This window comes from Streptomyces katrae (assembly GCF_000966975.1).
In the GTDB taxonomy this organism is placed as follows: Bacteria; Actinomycetota; Actinomycetes; order Streptomycetales; family Streptomycetaceae; genus Streptomyces; species Streptomyces katrae.
The window spans coordinates 14,591-31,776 of the sequence record NZ_JZWV01000003.1 but is presented as its reverse complement, the minus strand read 5'-3'; the positions used below and the strand labels follow the sequence as shown (position 1 = coordinate 31,776).

Below are 17,186 nucleotides of genomic sequence, written 5' to 3'. Positions count from 1 at the left end.
GTCTCGATGTGGGTTGCGACTACCAGCGGTAGTGCGCGAAGGCCTTGTTGGACTCGGCCATCTTGTGCGTGTCCTCGCGCTTCTTGACGGCCGCACCGAGGCCGTTCGAGGCGTCGAGAAGCTCGTTCATCAGGCGCTCGGTCATGGTCTTCTCGCGGCGGGCGCGGGAGTAACCCACGAGCCAGCGGAGGGCCAGGGTCGACTGACGACCCGGCTTGACCTCGACGGGAACCTGGTAGGTCGCGCCACCGACACGGCGGGACTTGACCTCGAGGGACGGCTTGACGTTCTCCAGCGCGCGCTTCAGCGTGATGACCGGGTCGTTGCCGGTCTTCTCGCGGAGGCCTTCCATGGCGCCGTAAACGATGCGCTCGGCGGTGGAGCGCTTGCCGTTCAGGAGGATCTTGTTGATGAGCGAGGTCACCAGAGGAGAGGCGTAGACCGGGTCGATGATGACCGGGCGCTTCGGGGCGGGGCCCTTACGAGGCATTCTTACTTCTCCTTCTTGGCGCCGTAGCGGCTGCGGGCCTGCTTGCGGTTCTTGACAGCCTGGGTGTCAAGCGCACCGCGGATGATCTTGTAACGAACACCCGGCAGGTCCTTCACACGGCCACCACGCACGAGCACGATCGAGTGCTCCTGCAGGTTGTGACCCTCACCCGGAATGTAAGCGGTGACCTCGATGCCGGAGGTCAGACGCACACGCGCGACCTTACGGAGCGCCGAGTTCGGCTTCTTCGGGGTGGTCGTGAACACACGCGTGCAGACACCACGACGCTGAGGCGAGGCCTCGAGCGCGGGGGTCTTCGTCTTCTCGACCTTGTCCTGCCGGCCCTTCCGGACCAGCTGCTGGATCGTAGGCACTACTTCTCCGGTTTCTGTGTGCCGTGTAGTGAAGCTAACCTGGAACTTTTCCGACCCACGCGGTCGGGTGTGTCGGATCCGGCGGAGCTCCGCGCAAGCGTGGAGGCGCATGAATCTCGGTGGCCGATGCGGCTCGCCGTGCGGTTGATGGACACGCGCGGGAGCCCAGGCACACCCCAGGCACAAGGTCTGAGCGTACCCACCGCATCCACTCCGGTCAAAACATAAGCCTCTACGCCACCCCCCGCACGGCCGCGCAGCTCAGGCGCCCCTTGGGCGTGGCCCCTCGGAGCCGGGGCGGCCGCGCGGAGGTCACACCGGCGTGGTAGTGCGGGCGAACTACACTGCCAGCGAATCCCAGCGAGTCAGTTCAAAACGTACGAGCGCCAGGAGCAGGACATTGGGGACGGTCACCTCGGAGCCGAAGACGGCCGCATCCCCGCCCCCCGGCTCCGCGCCCCGGCGGCGCGCCGCCCTCTCCCGCCTGTACGGGCCCCTGCTGGCCTTCGTCATCACCTCGGGCGCCTTCTGCGCGGCCTGGGCGGCCCGCGGCAGCTTCCCCTTCGGCAACACGGGCCGGGCCATCAACGACCAGGCCAACCAGTACGTGCCCTTCCACCGCGCCCTGTGGGACCTGGTGCACGGGCAGGCGGCCGGCGACGTCCTGTTCAGCTGGCGCGGCGGCTTCGGACAGCAGTTCCTGTCCGACTACTACACCTACCTCGGCAACCCGTTCTCCTGGCTGGCCGTGCTCGTCCCGCGCGCCCACGTCGACCTGGCCGTCTTCCTGATCACCCCGGTCACGATGGGCGCGGCCGCCGCCCTGATGACGGTCTACCTCGGCCGGCTCCAGGCCGGTCCGTGGTGGCAGCGCGGCGTCCTCGGCGCCTGCTACGGCCTGTGCGGCTGGGCACTGAGCGACGCCTCCTACATCCCCATGTGGCTGTGGGGCCTGGTGGCCCTCCCCCTCCTCGGCATCGCCGTCGAATGGTGCCTGGAGGGCCGCCGCTGGCCGGGCGCCGCCCTGCTGGTCGGACTCGCCTGGTACGGGAACTTCTACACGGCGATGATGGCCACGATGGCCGCCTGCGTACTGCTGGCCGTCCGCCTGCTCACGCTCGACATGACGGGCGCGCAGCGTCTGCGCGCCCTCTTCCGCGCGGCCACCGCGGCCGCGACGGGCATCCTCCTCACCCTCCCCCTCCTCCTCCCGTCGTTCCTCTCCAGCGGCGCCTCGCAGCCGACGAAGGCCGCGGCCTTCGACCCGGTGCGCATCGACGTCTTCCTGGCCGGCATGCTCCCGGCCACCCACCTGTGGGGCGGCCGGCCGCGCCTGTACGTGGCCTCGCTGGGCCTGATCCTGGCAGGAAGCTTCCTCCTCAACACCCGCATCGCGCGCCGCACCCGCCTGGTCTGGGCGGCGGCCACGCTCCTCGTCCTCGTCTCCTTCCAGTTCCCCCCCACCCAGTACGTGTGGCACGGCCTGGCGGTCCCGAACGGCAACCCGTACCGCGAGGCCTTCGTCTTCAGCGGGATGGTCGTGGTCCTGGCCTGGCTGGCCCTGGCCAACCGCCCCCGCCCCCTCCACCTGGCCCTGGCGGCCGCCCTGCTGGTCGTCGCCACCTTCGTCCTCCGCCACACGAACGACTTCGGCGGCTGGACCTGGCCCGCGGTCCTGGCCGGCGGCGCCCTCTCCCTCCTGGCCCTGACGCTGCTCTCCCTCTCCGGAAAGCACCGGGCCCTCCTCCCCCTCGCCGCACTGCTCATGATCGGCGTGGTCTTCGCCGAATCCACGGTCGCGGCGGCGAACGCGGACGCCCGCCGCTCCCGCGAACGCTGGGCGGCGCCCGCCCCGACCTCCAACAGCTCGATCACGAACCACTACGAAGCGGTCCGGAAGGCGGACGGCTGGCCCGCCTACCGAACGGACTCGGGCGCGCCGCAGACCTCGTACAACGACGCCCTGGCCCTCCGGGCGGAGGGCCCGCAGTACTACAGCAGCTACCTCCCCGAGGCCACGTACCAGGCCCTGGAGCCCCTGGGCTACGGCTACAAGAACGACGGACGCACCTTCTTCGGCGCCGACAACCCGGTCCTCGACGCGATCTTCTCCATCGGCGCCCGCGTCCGCCCCGGCACGACGCCCGGCACCTGGACGTCGACGAAGCAGCCGGCCCCTCCCCTGGTCACGGTCCGCCCCACCGCCCCGTACACCTCCCCCAACCCTGCGGCGAGCGTCTACGCCCGCCAGGAGACGGCCCTGGGCGCCACGGTCTACGAGGTCCCCGCGACCACCCGCACCGGCTCGCAGACCTCCCAGACGTACACGGCCACCTGCACCCCGGGCTCGGAGGCCTACTGGTACTCCCCCGAGCTCTACGGCACCCTCCGCACCGACGGCGGCCGCTCCCTCCCCCTGGAGGACCGCATGAGCGGCGTCCTCCCCCTGGGCCCGGTCCCCGCGTCCGGCACGGTCACCACCACGGTCGAAACCCGCACCGAGAACGCCACGGCCGGCCCGAACCCGATCGGCTGCCTGAACCGCACGGCCCTGGACACCCGAGTCCGCGACCTCACCATCACGGGCGCCACCGCGGTCCACATCGGCGGCCACACCATCGAGTCCCGCCGACCGCCACCGGCACGGCCGTCCTCGCCACGACGAACATCCCCGGCTGGCAGTGCTCGGCCCCCACGACGAACTTCCACGGCCTCCTGGCCATCCCCCTCCCCCCGGACACCCACCACCTCTCCTGCACCTACACCCCCAAGGGCCTCCCCCCCGGCCTCGCGGCAGCCACCCTGGCCCTCCTCACCCTGACCTCGGTCACGACAGCGGGCTACGTCCGCCGCCGACGCGAGCGCGCCTGACCGCCTGCGGGACCCGTCGTCCGGGTGCCAATCCCGCCGTTTCCGCAGCCCGGAGGCCCCCTCGGTCAGTAGATTGAGCGCCCGCGATTGATCGGGGGGCCACATGGATCCGGCATTTCTCCCGGGCGACGGAGGACTGGACGACCGCGTCCCGTTCCTGGCCCGCCTGGAGAACGAGGACGGCACGGCGTTACGCAAGCTGGGCCGCGAGATGCAGTTCGCCCCGCGCTCCCCGTTGATCCAGCAGAACGAGCCGTCGACGCACGTCCTGCTCATCCTCACCGGCTGGACCAAGGTGACCGCCTCGGCGCCCACGGGCTACCAAGCCCTCCTGGCGCTGCGCGGGCCCGGTGACATCGTCGGCGAATCGGCCGCCGTCACGGGCAGCCCACGGTCGGCCACCGTCACCGCCCTGGAACGCGTCAGGGCGGTGGCCATCGACCACCGCGCGTTCCGCGAGTTCCTGTCCGGCTGCCCGTCGGCCGCCTTCACGCTCCTCGGGCTGACGGCCGAACGCATGCGCGCGTCGGACCGGCGGCAGCTGGCCCACGCCTCGATGAGCGTGCGCGAACGCCTCGCGACGCTGCTGCTCGACCTCGCCCGTACCCACGGCCGTCGCAGCACGGGCGGGGTGGAGATCGCCGTGCCGCTGACCAAGCAGGAGCTGGCCGGTGCGGTCGGGGCCTCGCGCGAGATGGTCCAGCGCGCGCTCAAGGACCTCCGTGACCGCGGCGTCGTCTCCACGGGACGCCGCACGGTGGTGATCGCCCAGCCGGACATCCTGCGGCGGATCGGCCGCCTCGACGCCTGAGCGTTCAGTGCACACGGTCACAGTCGCAGTGCGTCATCTGCCCTCACACCGTGCCGGGCCGTGCCCCCACTCTGGTGCGGCACCGGCACACGACCCATGAGAGGCAGCCATGACCCACCCGCTCAACCGCACCCTGCTCCTGCTCGACATCGAGAAGTTCAGCGACCGCGACGACGTGGAGCAGACGTACCTGCGCCGCATGCTCTACGACGTCGTCGAACGCGTCCTGCAGTCGGCCGGCATCGACCAGACCCTCCACCTGCGCGCCGACCGGGGAGACGGGGTGCTGGTGATGATCGACGCCAACGCCTCGCTGCCCCTGCTGCTGCGGGTCCTGCTCACCGAGGCCCCGGCCCAGCTGAGGGAGGTCAACCGGATGGCGTCGAGCGCGGCCCAGATCAGGCTGCGCGCGGTGGTGGCCACCGGCTTCGTCACCGTCGATGCCATCGACGGCTGGGTCGGCACAGACCTCAACCAGGCCTGCCGCCTCCTGGACGCCGACACCCTGCGCGCCGCGCTGCGCGAGGGCAACTCGGACATCGCCCTGTGCGTATCCGAATCCGTGCACGCGGGGATCGTGCGCCACGACCACCAGGGCATTCCGGCGGACGCCTTCCACCCCATCACGGTGCAGAGCAAGAACGGCCCCCTGAAGGCCTGGCTCCACGGCCCCGTGCCCGCGGCCGCCGCCACCGCCCCGCCTGCGCAGGAGCCCACGCCCGCGCGGCAGCAGGAACGGGCAGCCGCCGAGGGCGGTGGCGCGGTGGAGTTCCACGGCACGAACAGCGGGGTGGTCGCGGGCCAGATCAACGGTCCGATGATCCAGGGCGGGGTGATCAACGGCGGAGTCACCTTCCACGGGAACCCGGGTGACGGCCGATGACCACGCCCGGCCCGGCAGATCACACCGACTCCAAGGCCGAACCGGGCAAGCCGGCCGAACCCGCTGATCAGGACGGCCCGGACCAGAGCTCCGAGGAGAAGGGCACCCAACGGGAGGAAGCCCCGCCGCAACGCGCCTGGGACACACTGCGCGACATCACCCGGCACGCCCCGGCCTCCGCCCGGTTCACCGGCCGCAACAGCGGGGTCGTCGCCGGCGAGATCAACGGCAACGTCACCAAGACCGAGTACCACTACTACGGCTCCTCCGGCCCCACCCGGACCTCCGGAGAGGTTCCGGCTGACGAGCTGGACCGGCTGGCCCTCACGTTCGTCACCGAGGACACCCCGTTCGAGGAGCTCGTGGAGCGCCTGCGCAAGGAGCGGGTCCTGGTACTGACCGGCGTTCCCTTCACCGGACGACGTACCGCCGCGCTGATGCTGCTGCGGCGGGCGGGTGCGACCCCGGTGCACGCGATCGACCGTGAGACGACCCCGGGCACGCTCCTGGAGCAGATCCAGAAGGGTGGGGCCCCCGGCCACGTGCTGTGCGACCTGGTGACCTCCCGCGAGGAACCGCTCCGCGAGACACATCTGCTGTCGCTCCACGACCACCTCCTGAAGCACGACGGGCACCTCGTGATCACCACGGGTCTGCGGCCCTGGACCGAGGAAGACGTCCGCACCTGGTCCTGGACCGCACCGAAGACCGAGGTGCTCCTGCGTTCCCACCTGGAGCGGGCCGTCGGCGAACCCACCGCACACCGGCTGCTGGAACTGTCCGAGACCCGCACGTTCCTCACCCGCGCCCACCAGCCGCGCGAGGTGGTCGCGTACGTCCACCAGCTCAGGCGCTTCGTTCAGGGGGAGATCCAGGAGGACGCCCTCGGGGAAAAGACCGCGGAGCTGCTGGACGAGCAGGTGCGCGAGTGGTTCGAGGCCGACGAGGACACGCTCCACCCGCGGGAGAAGGCCTTCCTCATCGCCCTCGCCGCGTTCGACGCCGGCCCTTACGCCCTGACCGCCGAACTGAGCGACCTGCTGTTCCAGGAGCTCCAGGCGACCGCCGACTCCGGCCGGCCCAAGGCCGTCCCCGTCTTCGGCACCCACATCGGCAACCGGCTGAGGACGGCCCGCGCACGGCCGTACCCGGCGCAGGAGATGACCGAGTGGGGTCCCGTGGAGCAGCTCAAGGCCGAGTTCCTGGACAGCCGCACCGCCTTCGTCCTGCTGCGCGAGGTGTGGACGGGCCACCCCTCGGCCCGTCCCGCCCTGGTCGCCTGGCTCGGGAAGCTCATCGTCGACGGACGGCCCTTCGTCCGTACCCGGGCCGCGGCCACCGTCGGGGCGCTCGCCTTCACGGACCTGCCGTCCGCGATGGCCCTGGTCATCGAACCGTGGGCGCTGTCCCGCAACCCCCAGCAGCGGGTCGGCGCAGTCAGCGCGCTGGCCCTGGCGCACCGGGTGGGGGCCCCGAACATCCTGCGGATCACCGACAGCTGGACCGCCTCCGACGACACGAAACGGTCCTGGGTGGGCATCCGGGTCCAGGGCCTGCTGGGGGCCGAACGCCCCCGCGAGGCGCTCGCCGCGCTCCGGGTACAGGCGCGCAAGCAGTACGACCCCGACAAGCCCGGCCCCCTGGAGAACGAAATCGCCGAGTCGGTCGAGCTGCTGTTGCTCTCCGAGGAGTCCGAGGATGTCCTCTCCGAGGTCCTGCGCACCCTGGACGACCATCGCTCGGTGTTCCAGATCTCCGTGGCCGGGTTCCTCCGAGCCTGCGGGCACATGGCGGAGGAGACACCCGACCTGCCGCTCGTCCTGCTCACGTACCGGCAGGCCCGCCTCGACGGCACACCGGCCGCCCACGGGATCCCCAGGCTGTGGAGGTCCGCCCTCGGCGACCCCGCGTTCACCACCGAGGCGCTGGACGTCCTGCGCGGCTGGATCCTCGCGTCCGACCGGGACGACGCCACCTCCTGGGCCCTCGCCGACCTGCTGCCGAAGCTGGCGGACGACACCACCGCGCGACAGCGCATCGAGCACCTCCTGCGGACGGTGCGCGGCGACGACGGCGGCCCGCGCCCGGCCGCGGCCGACGACCTCCTCACGGCCCTGCACCGGGCCTGACCCCAAGGAGCCCCACATGTCACCGGCACACTTCGACTGGTTACAGGCCGCCGACCGGCACACCGAGCTGATCGACCCGGTCATCAGCGTCCGCCAGCTCCCCCGGTGGGACCTGCGCCGAAAGCGCCACACCCGCTTCGACCACTGTCTGGTCTACGCGACCCACGGCGGCGAGTACGTGGAGTTCAAGCCACCCCGCCGCCCCAGAGCCACCGCCCGTTACACCGCCGTGTACGAGGTGGACCTGGGGGTCCACCTCGACAGCAGCGTGCTGACCCTGCCCAGCTCGAACGACGCCCTGGAGTTCCAGGCCGAGGTCGAGTTCCGCTGGCAGGTCGCGGACCCGGTCGCGTTCGTCCGCAGCGGAGAACGCAATGTTCCTCGCCTGCTGCGGGGCGAACTCGAACAGCACGCGCGGGGTCTCGTGCGGCTCCATGCCGTCACCGACAGCGCCGCCGCCGAGGCGCAGCTGCTGGAATCCGCAGCCGGTTGGCCCCGGCTGGGGGCGGCGGTAGGCCTCACGACGGCCTGGACCCTGCGGCTGCGCCGCAACCAGCAGGCGATCGCCCACCAGATCCGGCTCCAGGCCATCGGTCAGGAAGCCGAAGCGAAGATCCTCGACAACGTCCTCGGCAAGGACGTGGACGCCGCGGTGGAGCAGCGCGAGGCGGCCCTCCTCCTGGCACAGGCCGAGAAGGTCGGCCTGTACCAGGAGTACCTGGAGCAGGGTGGGGCCCGCGCCTCGGCCTGGTACCTCAGCCGGAATCCCCAGGCGGGCAAGGAGGTCATGGACAACCTACGGGAGGACCAGCGGCAGCTCGTCGAGAAGCAGCTGGAACTGGTCACGAAGCTGTTCGAGTCGGCGGAGGCCGAGACCCACGAGCTGGCGGAGCCCCGCAGGCATGCCGTCCGCGCGCTGACCGAGGTACTCACCCAGCGGTTCCCGGGCGGCTCGGCCGACACGGGCGGGGCGGTGCCGGACCAGCCGCCCGCCAAGGACCTGCCGCCCGGCTACGGCCGGACGCCCGTCGACCCGGGCAAGGGGTGACCGTGGACAAGAACTCCGAACGGGGCGACGACCTCGACTACCGACACGCTCCCGGCACCCGGGTCCACTACCGGGCACGGAGCCGCGCCACCGATCTCGCGGCCGTCGGCCGCCTCGCCCTCCAGCTGCCCGGCGCTCTGTTCAGCCTGCTCCTGATCGGGCTGCTGAGTCGTGGTCTCGAATCCGCCACCGGCATCCCGTACGGAATAGCCCTCGGGCTGTGGCTGGCGGCCGGAGCTCGCCTTCCATCAGCCCTCCGAGGCCCTGCTGGCCCGGTACCTGCTGCGGCTCGGGCGCCCCCTGCCGCACGAGCTCGCCGTACTGGCACCCGTATGGCGCGAGGTGACGGCCCGCGCTGGGGTGGACGGCAGCCGATACCAGCTCTGGATCGAGGAGAGCGAGGAACTGACGGCTTCGGGCGCCGGCGGACACCTCGTCATCGTCACCAGGCATGCGCTGGAGAGCCTGCCGACGTCGCAGCTGGCAGCGGTCCTCGCCCACGAGCTCGGGCACCACACGGCGGGGCACTCCTGGGCACAGCTGCTGAGCTGGTGGTACACGCTGCCAGGCAGGCTCGCCCGCCGGGCTCTGGCCGCGATGGCCCGTTCGGGGCGGCGCGCGGTCAAGGGTGTACCGGCCTACGCCGTCGTGGGGTCGGCCGTACTCGTCGCCCTTCTCTCGTATCAGGCCCTGGCCCTCACCTTCGGCCTGCCGCTGCTCCTGGTCGCCCTGCCCTTCCTGGTCGCCGCCGTCGGCCGTCGTACCGAGCTGCGGGCGGACCGGCACGCCGCCGCCCTGGGCTTCGGCCCCCAGCTCGCCCGGGTGCTCACGGCGGAGCCGTACGAGGACGGGCCCGGCCTCCTCAGGCTGCTGTTGTCCCCCCACCCGCATCCCCGCACCCGCCTCCACCACCTCCAGCGGTACCTGGAGCCCCGGGGCCGGTAACGCCGCAGGGCGGCCACCCTCTCGGGTGACCGCCCTGCGGTTGCTACGCGTCTGCGACTCAGCCGTTGTACGGGCCGTAGTCGTAGTCCTCCAGCGGGACAGCCTGGCCGGAGCCGGTGCCGAAGGGGGAGTAGTCGATGTCGTCGTAGCCGACGGCCGAGTACATCGCGGCCTTGGCTTCCTCGGTCGGCTCGACCCGGATGTTGCGGTAGCGGGACAGGCCCGTACCGGCCGGGATGAGCTTACCGATGATGACGTTCTCCTTGAGGCCGATGAGGCTGTCGGACTTGGCGTTGATCGCCGCGTCCGTCAGGACTCGGGTCGTCTCCTGGAAGGAGGCGGCCGACAGCCAGGACTCCGTCGCCAGCGAGGCCTTGGTGATACCCATCAGCTGCGGACGGCCGGAGGCGGGGTGACCGCCCTCGGTGACCACACGACGGTTCTCGGTCTCGAAGCGGGAGCGCTCGACGAGCTCGCCCGGGAGGAGCTCCGCGTCGCCGGACTCGATGATCGTCACGCGGCGGAGCATCTGCCGGATGATGATCTCGATGTGCTTGTCGTGGATCGACACGCCCTGCGAGTTGTAGACCTTCTGGACTTCGCCGACCAGGTGGACCTGGACGGCACGCTGGCCGAGGATGCGCAGCACGTCGTGCGGGTTGGTGGCACCCATGGTGAGCTTCTGGCCCACCTCGACGTGGTCGCCCTCGTGCACGATGACCTTGGCGCGCTTGGAGATCGGGAACGCCGTCTCCTCGCTGCCGTCGTCGGGCGTGATGACGATCTTCTTCGTCTTCTCGGTCTCCTCGATCCGCACGCGGCCGGCGGCCTCGGAGATCGGGGCGACACCCTTCGGGGTACGGGCCTCGAAGAGCTCGACGACACGCGGCAGACCCTGCGTGATGTCGTCACCGGCCACACCACCGGTGTGGAAGGTACGCATCGTCAGCTGGGTACCGGGCTCACCGATGGACTGGGCGGCGATGATGCCGACCGCCTCACCGATGTCGACCAGCTTGCCGGTGGCCAGCGAGCGGCCGTAGCAGAAGGCACAGGTGCCGACGGCGGACTCACAGGTCAGGACCGAGCGGGTCTTGACCTCCTCGACGCCGTTCGCGATGAGGGCGTCGATGAGCACGTCACCGAGGTCCACGTTCGCCGGCGCGATGACCTTGCCGTCGATGACGACGTCCTCGGCCAGCATGCGGGCGTACACGGAGGTCTCGACGTCGTCCGCCTTGCGGAGGACACCCGCCTCGTCCTTGACACCGATCTTGAGCTTGAGGCCGCGCTCGGTGCCGCAGTCCTCCTCGCGGATGATGACGTCCTGCGAGACGTCCACCAGACGACGGGTGAGGTAACCCGAGTCGGCGGTACGCAGGGCGGTGTCCGCGAGACCCTTACGGGCACCGTGGGTGGAGATGAAGTACTCCAGCACGGAGAGGCCCTCACGGAACGAGGCCTTGATCGGACGCGGGATGGTCTCGTTCTTCGCGTTCGACACCAGACCACGCATACCGGCGATCTGCCTCATCTGCATCATGTTTCCTCGGGCACCCGAGTCAACCATCATGAAGATGGGGTTCGTCTTGGGGAAGTTCGCGTTCATCGCCTCGGCGACCTCGTTGGTCGCCTTGGTCCAGATCGCGATGAGCTCCTGCGTGCGCTCGTCCTTGGTGATCAGACCGCGCTCGTACTGCTTCTGGACCTTCTCGTCCATCGCCTCGTAGCCCGCGACGATGGCCTTCTTGGCCTCGGGCACGACGACGTCGGAGATGGCCACGGTGACGCCCGAACGGGTCGCCCAGTGGAAGCCGGCCGCCTTCAGGTTGTCGAGCGTCGCCGCCACGATGACCTTGGGGTAGCGCTCCGCCAGGTCGTTGACGATCTCGGAGAGCTGCTTCTTGCCCACCGAGTAGTCGACGAACGGGTAGTCCTCGGGCAGCAGCTCGTTGAAGAGCGCACGGCCCAGGGTGGTCTTCAGACGGAAGCTGTCGCCCGGCTGGAACTCCTGCTCGCCCTCTTCGGCGACCGGCGGCACCCAGCCGCGCGGCGGGATGGTGCCCACCGGGAAGCGGATGTCGACGGACGACTGCAGCGCGAGCTCACCGGCGTCGAACGCCATGATCGCCTCGGCGGTGGAGCCGAACGCGCGGCCCTCGCCCTTGGTGTCACGGAGCTCACCGTCGGTGGTCAGGAAGAACAGACCCAGGACCATGTCCTGCGTCGGCATCGTGACCGGACGGCCGTCGGCCGGCTTGAGGATGTTGTTCGAGGACAGCATCAGGATGCGGGCCTCGGCCTGCGCCTCCGCGGAGAGCGGCAGGTGGACGGCCATCTGGTCACCGTCGAAGTCCGCGTTGAACGCGGTGCAGACGAGCGGGTGGATCTGGATGGCCTTGCCTTCGACCAGCTGGGGCTCGAAGGCCTGGATGCCGAGACGGTGCAGCGTGGGCGCACGGTTCAGCAGGACCGGGTGCTCGGCGATGACCTCTTCGAGCACGTCGTACACGACCGTGCGGCCGCGCTCGACCATGCGCTTCGCCGACTTGATGTTCTGCGCGTGGTTCAGGTCGACCAGGCGCTTCATCACGAACGGCTTGAAGAGCTCCAGCGCCATGGCCTTGGGCAGACCACACTGGTGCAGCTTCAGCTGCGGACCGACGACGATCACGGAACGCGCGGAGTAGTCCACACGCTTACCGAGAAGGTTCTGACGGAATCGACCCTGCTTGCCCTTCAGCATGTCGCTGAGGGACTTCAGCGGACGGTTGCCGGGGCCCGTCACCGGGCGGCCGCGACGACCGTTGTCGAAGAGCGCGTCCACGGCCTCCTGGAGCATGCGCTTCTCGTTGTTCACGATGATCTCGGGGGCACCGAGGTCGAGAAGGCGCTTCAGGCGGTTGTTGCGGTTGATGACGCGGCGGTACAGGTCGTTCAGGTCGGAGGTCGCGAAGCGGCCACCGTCGAGCTGCACCATCGGACGCAGGTCCGGCGGGATGACCGGCACGCAGTCGAGCACCATGCCCTTGGGGCTGTTGCTGGTCTGCAGGAACGCGGAGACGACCTTGAGGCGCTTGAGCGCACGGGTCTTCTTCTGGCCCTTGCCGGTACGGATGATCTCGCGGAGGCGCTCGGCCTCCTCCTCCAGGTCGAAGGACTCCAGGCGCTTCTGCAGCGCCGCGGCACCCATCGAGCCGTCGAAGTACGTGCCGAAGCGGTCACGCAGCTCGCGGTAGAGGAGCTCGTCGCCCTCCAGGTCCTGGACCTTGAGGTTCTTGAAGCGGTTCCACACCTCGTCGAGGCGGTCGATCTCGCGCTGGGCGCGATCACGGAGCTGCTTCATCTCGCGCTCGGCACCCTCGCGCACCTTGCGGCGCACGTCGGCCTTGGCGCCCTCGGCCTCCAGCTCGGCCAGGTCGCTCTCGAGCTTCTTGGCGCGGCCTTCGAGGTCGGCGTCGCGACGGTTCTCGATCTGCTGGCGCTCGACGGAGACGTGGGCCTCCAGCGACGGCAGGTCGCGCTGACGGCGCTCGTCGTCGACGAACGTGATCATGTACGCGGCGAAGTAGATGACCTTCTCGAGGTCCTTCGGCGCGAGGTCCAGCAGGTAGCCCAGGCGCGACGGGACGCCCTTGAAGTACCAGATGTGGGTGACGGGAGCGGCGAGCTCGATGTGGCCCATGCGCTCACGGCGCACCTTGGCGCGCGTGACCTCGACGCCACAGCGCTCACAGATGATGCCCTTGAAGCGGACACGCTTGTACTTGCCGCAGTAGCACTCCCAGTCCCGGGTAGGACCGAAGATCTTCTCGCAGAAGAGTCCGTCCTTCTCGGGCTTGAGGGTGCGGTAGTTGATGGTCTCCGGCTTCTTGACCTCGCCGTGCGACCAGGTTCGGATGTCGTCCGCGGTGGCAAGGCCGATCCGCAGCTCGTCGAAGAAGTTGACGTCGAGCACTGTGCGTCAATCCCTCTTTCGGGGTCGAGTCTCAATCATGGTCTGAACGGTCCCGGGGCGGCCGGGGGATCGATCGGATCCCCCGGCCAGGCCCGTCAGACCTCTTCGACGCTGCTCGGCTCGCGCCGGGACAGGTCGATACCGAGCTCCTCCGCCGCGCGGAAGACGTCCTCGTCGGTGTCGCGCATCTCGATGGACATGCCGTCCGAGGACAGCACCTCCACGTTGAGGCAGAGCGACTGCATTTCCTTGATGAGCACCTTGAAGGACTCGGGAATGCCCGGCTCGGGGATGTTCTCGCCCTTGACGATGGCCTCGTAGACCTTCACGCGGCCGGTCACGTCGTCGGACTTGATCGTCAGGAGTTCCTGGAGCGCGTACGCGGCGCCGTATGCCTCAAGCGCCCACACCTCCATCTCACCGAAGCGCTGACCACCGAACTGCGCCTTACCACCCAGCGGCTGCTGCGTGATCATCGAGTACGGACCGGTCGAACGGGCGTGGAGCTTGTCGTCGACCAGGTGGTGCAGCTTGAGGATGTACATGTACCCGACCGAGATCGGGTCCGGGAACGGCTCGCCGGAGCGGCCGTCGAACAGGCGCGCCTTACCGGTCGGGAGCACCATGCGCTCGCCGTCGCGGTTCGGGATGGTGTGCTGGAGCAGGCCGGCCAGCTCGTCCTCACGCGCACCGTCGAAGACGGGGGTGGCGACGTTGGTGCCGGGGGCGACCTGGTCGGCGCCGATCGCCTGGAGGCGCTGCGCCCACTCGTCCGCGAGGCCGGAGACGTCCCAGCCGCGGCTGGCGAGCCAGCCGAGGTGGATCTCCAGGACCTGTCCCGGGTTCATTCGGGACGGGACACCCAGCGGGTTGAGGATGATGTCGACCGGGGTGCCGTCCTCGAGGAAGGGCATGTCCTCGATCGGGAGGATCTTGGAGATGACACCCTTGTTGCCGTGACGGCCGGCGAGCTTGTCACCGTCGGTGATCTTGCGCTTCTGGGCCACGTAGACGCGGACCAGCTGGTTCACGCCCGGAGGAAGCTCGTCGCCCTCCTCGCGGTCGAAGACGCGGACACCGATGACCTTGCCGATCTCACCGTGCGGCACCTTGAGCGAGGTGTCACGCACCTCGCGGGCCTTCTCACCGAAGATCGCGCGGAGCAGGCGCTCCTCGGGGGTCAGCTCGGTCTCACCCTTCGGGGTGACCTTGCCGACCAGGATGTCGCCGGCGACGACGTCCGCACCGATGCGGATGATGCCGCGCTCGTCGAGGTCGGCGAGGACCTCCTCGGAGACGTTCGGGATGTCCCGGGTGATCTCCTCGGGGCCCAGCTTGGTGTCACGGGCGTCGACCTCGTGCTCCTCGATGTGGATCGAGGAGAGGACGTCGTCCTGCACGAGGCGCTGCGACAGGATGATCGCGTCCTCGTAGTTGTGGCCTTCCCACGGCATGAACGCGACGAGCAGGTTCTTGCCGAGGGCCATCTCGCCCTCTTCGGTGGCCGGGCCGTCGGCGAGGACCTGGGCCTCGACGATCCGGTCACCCTCGTTGACGATCACCTTCTGGTTGACCGAGGTGCCCTGGTTCGAGCGGGAGAACTTGGCGACGCGGTACGTGGTGTACGTGCCGTCGTCGTTGGCGACGGTGATGTAGTCGGCCGAGACCTCCTGGACGACACCGTCCTTCTCCGCCTTGATCGAGTCGCCGGCGTCGACCGCGCAGCGGTACTCCATGCCGGTGCCGACGAGCGGGGCCTCCGCCTTGATGAGCGGAACGGCCTGGCGCATCATGTTCGCGCCCATGAGGGCACGGTTGGCGTCGTCGTGCTCGAGGAAGGGGATCATCGCGGTCGCGACGGACACCATCTGGCGCGGCGAGACGTCCATGTAGTCCACGTCGGACGGCTCGACGTAGTCGACCTCGCCGCCACGCTTGCGGACCAGGACACGGCCTTCGGTGAAGCGCAGGTCGTCGTCCAGGCGGGCGTTCGCCTGGGCGATGACGAAGCGGTCTTCCTCGTCGGCGGTGACGTAGTCGACCTCGTCGGTGACGACACCGTCGACGACCTTGCGGTACGGGGTCTCGATGAAGCCGAACGGGTTGATGCGGCCGTAGGAGGCGAGCGAGCCGATCAGACCGATGTTCGGGCCTTCGGGCGTCTCGATCGGACACATGCGGCCGTAGTGCGACGGGTGGACGTCACGGACCTCGAAGCCGGCCCGCTCACGGGACAGACCACCCGGGCCGAGGGCGTTGAGACGACGCTTGTGCGTCAGGCCCGACAGCGGGTTGTTCTGGTCCATGAACTGCGACAGCTGGCTGGTGCCGAAGAACTCCTTGATGGAGGCGACGACCGGCCGGATGTTGATCAGGGTCTGCGGCGTGATCGCCTCGACGTCCTGGGTGGTCATGCGCTCGCGCACGACGCGCTCCATACGGGCGAGACCCGTACGGACCTGGTTCTGGATGAGCTCGCCGACGTTGCGGATACGACGGTTGCCGAAGTGGTCGATGTCGTCGGTCTCGACGACGATCTCCCGGCCCGACTCGCCGACCGTCTCGGTCTCGCCCGCGTGGAGCTTCACGAGGTACTTGATCGTGGCGATGATGTCGTCGGTGGTGAGCACACCGGCGTCGAGGGGCTCGTCGGCGCCGAGCTTCTTGTTCACCTTGTAGCGGCCGACCTTGGCGAGGTCGTAGCGCTTCGGGTTGAAGTAGAGGTTCTCGAGCAGCGTCTGAGCGGCCTCGCGGGTCGGCGGCTCGCCCGGGCGCAGCTTGCGGTAGATGTCGAGCAGCGCGTCGTCCTGGCCCTGGGTGTGGTCCTTCTCCAGGGTGGCGCGCATGGACTCGTACTCGCCGAACTCCTCGAGGATCTGCTCGGTGGTCCAGCCGAGGGCCTTGAGGAGGACGGTGACGGACTGCTTGCGCTTGCGGTCGATGCGGACGCCGACCATGTCGCGCTTGTCGACCTCCATCTCCAGCCAGGCACCCCGGGAAGGGATGATCTTGGCGGAGAAGATGTCCTTGTCGGACGTCTTGTCGATGGAGGAGTCGAAGTAGACACCCGGGGAACGGACGAGCTGCGACACGACGACGCGCTCGGTGCCGTTGATGACGAAGGTGCCCTTGTTGGTCATGAGCGGGAAGTCGCCCATGAAGACCGTCTGAGACTTGATCTCACCGGTCTCGTTGTTCGTGAACTCGGCCGTGACGAAGAGCGGCGCCGCGTACGTGAAGTCGCGCTCCTTGCACTCGTCGACGGAGTTCTTCGCCGGCTCGAACCGGTGGTCGCGGAACGTCAGCGACATCGACCCGGAGAAGTCCTCGATCGGCGAGATCTCCTCGAAGATCTCTTCCAGACCGGACTTGGTGGGGACGTCCTGTCCACTCTCAAGCGCCGACTCGACGCGAGACTTCCAGGCGGCATTGCCGAGCAGCCAGTCAAAGCTCTCGGTCTGCAGCGCCAGGAGGTTCGGAACCTCGAGGGGCTCCTTGATCTTTGCAAAGGAGATGCGCAGCGGGGCGGTGCTGGCACCGGTGTTCGTATTGGTCGAGGCGTTGCGCGAGGCGGCCAAGAGGGGGTCCTTCCGAGGGCTCGGACTCACTACGCGCGTACCGGTCCCAGCCGACACAGAAGACAGAGCCTCCCCAGCTGGACTAAAAGACCAGGTCAG

General features: G+C 69.2%; 10 protein-coding genes. 6 read left to right on the top strand and 4 right to left on the bottom strand.

The window, feature by feature from the left end:
- Nucleotides 1–19: 19 nt before the first annotated feature.
- Together rpsG and rpsL are read right to left on the bottom strand one after the other, a co-directional pair.
- A complete protein-coding gene (gene rpsG / locus VR44_RS00250) occupies nt 20–490 on the bottom strand; it encodes a 30S ribosomal protein S7 (RefSeq protein ID WP_007265894.1) in 471 nt (156 codons plus the stop codon).
- Between the two features lie 2 nt (nt 491–492).
- Entirely contained in the window at nt 493–864 is a 372-nt protein-coding gene (rpsL, locus tag VR44_RS00245; RefSeq protein ID WP_007265893.1) for a 30S ribosomal protein S12, read from the bottom strand.
- Between the two features lie 400 nt (nt 865–1,264).
- Here rpsL and VR44_RS00240 point away from each other — a divergent pair, with 400 nt between their 5' ends.
- The 6 genes from VR44_RS00240 to VR44_RS41865 all read left to right on the top strand — a co-directional run bounded on the left by VR44_RS00240 (nt 1,265) and on the right by VR44_RS41865 (nt 9,551).
- Nucleotides 1,265–3,685 (top strand): YfhO family protein, encoded by a 2,421-nt coding sequence (locus VR44_RS00240; protein WP_245691566.1) that lies wholly within the window; start codon nt 1,265–1,267, stop codon nt 3,683–3,685.
- 153 nt (nt 3,686–3,838) lie between these two features.
- Nucleotides 3,839–4,546: a Crp/Fnr family transcriptional regulator gene (locus VR44_RS00235; RefSeq protein ID WP_045945282.1), complete on the top strand. Its 708-nt coding sequence runs from the start codon at nt 3,839–3,841 to the stop codon at nt 4,544–4,546.
- 109 nt (nt 4,547–4,655) lie between these two features.
- Entirely contained in the window at nt 4,656–5,429 is a 774-nt protein-coding gene (locus VR44_RS00230) for a hypothetical protein (protein ID WP_045945281.1), read from the top strand.
- A complete protein-coding gene (locus tag VR44_RS00225) occupies nt 5,426–7,558 on the top strand; it encodes a hypothetical protein (protein ID WP_045945280.1) in 2,133 nt (710 codons plus the stop codon). Before VR44_RS00230 ends, VR44_RS00225 begins: the two co-directional genes overlap by 4 nt.
- A gap of 16 nt (nt 7,559–7,574) precedes the next feature.
- Complete coding sequence (locus VR44_RS00220) at nt 7,575–8,606, top strand: SPFH domain-containing protein (protein WP_052713398.1); 1,032 nt, start codon at nt 7,575–7,577, stop codon at nt 8,604–8,606.
- A gap of 360 nt (nt 8,607–8,966) precedes the next feature.
- A complete protein-coding gene (locus tag VR44_RS41865) occupies nt 8,967–9,551 on the top strand; it encodes a M48 family metalloprotease (RefSeq protein WP_052713397.1) in 585 nt (194 codons plus the stop codon).
- 58 nt (nt 9,552–9,609) lie between these two features.
- On the opposite strand, the gene VR44_RS00210 is transcribed toward VR44_RS41865, so the two are convergent.
- The gene (locus VR44_RS00210) at nt 9,610–13,509 is read right to left on the bottom strand and encodes a DNA-directed RNA polymerase subunit beta' (RefSeq protein ID WP_045945279.1); all 3,900 of its coding nucleotides are present in this window, start codon (nt 13,507–13,509) and stop codon (nt 9,610–9,612) included.
- Nucleotides 13,510–13,604: 95 nt separating this feature from the next.
- Nucleotides 13,605–17,087 (bottom strand): DNA-directed RNA polymerase subunit beta, encoded by a 3,483-nt coding sequence (gene rpoB / locus VR44_RS00205; protein WP_045945278.1) that lies wholly within the window; start codon nt 17,085–17,087, stop codon nt 13,605–13,607.
- Between the last annotated feature and the right edge of the window lie 99 nt (nt 17,088–17,186).

Bases quoted from the DNA above. Each gene is read 5' to 3' on its own strand.
- rpsG (WP_007265894.1), bottom strand. From the start codon at position 490: ATGCCTCGTAAGGGCCCCGCCCCGAAGCGCCCGGTCATCATCGACCCG.
- VR44_RS00230 (WP_045945281.1), top strand. From the start codon at position 4,656: ATGACCCACCCGCTCAACCGCACCCTGCTCCTGCTCGACATCGAGAAG.
- VR44_RS00235 (WP_045945282.1), top strand. From the start codon at position 3,839: ATGGATCCGGCATTTCTCCCGGGCGACGGAGGACTGGACGACCGCGTC.
- VR44_RS00220 (WP_052713398.1), top strand. From the start codon at position 7,575: ATGTCACCGGCACACTTCGACTGGTTACAGGCCGCCGACCGGCACACC.
- VR44_RS00225 (WP_045945280.1), top strand. From the start codon at position 5,426: ATGACCACGCCCGGCCCGGCAGATCACACCGACTCCAAGGCCGAACCG.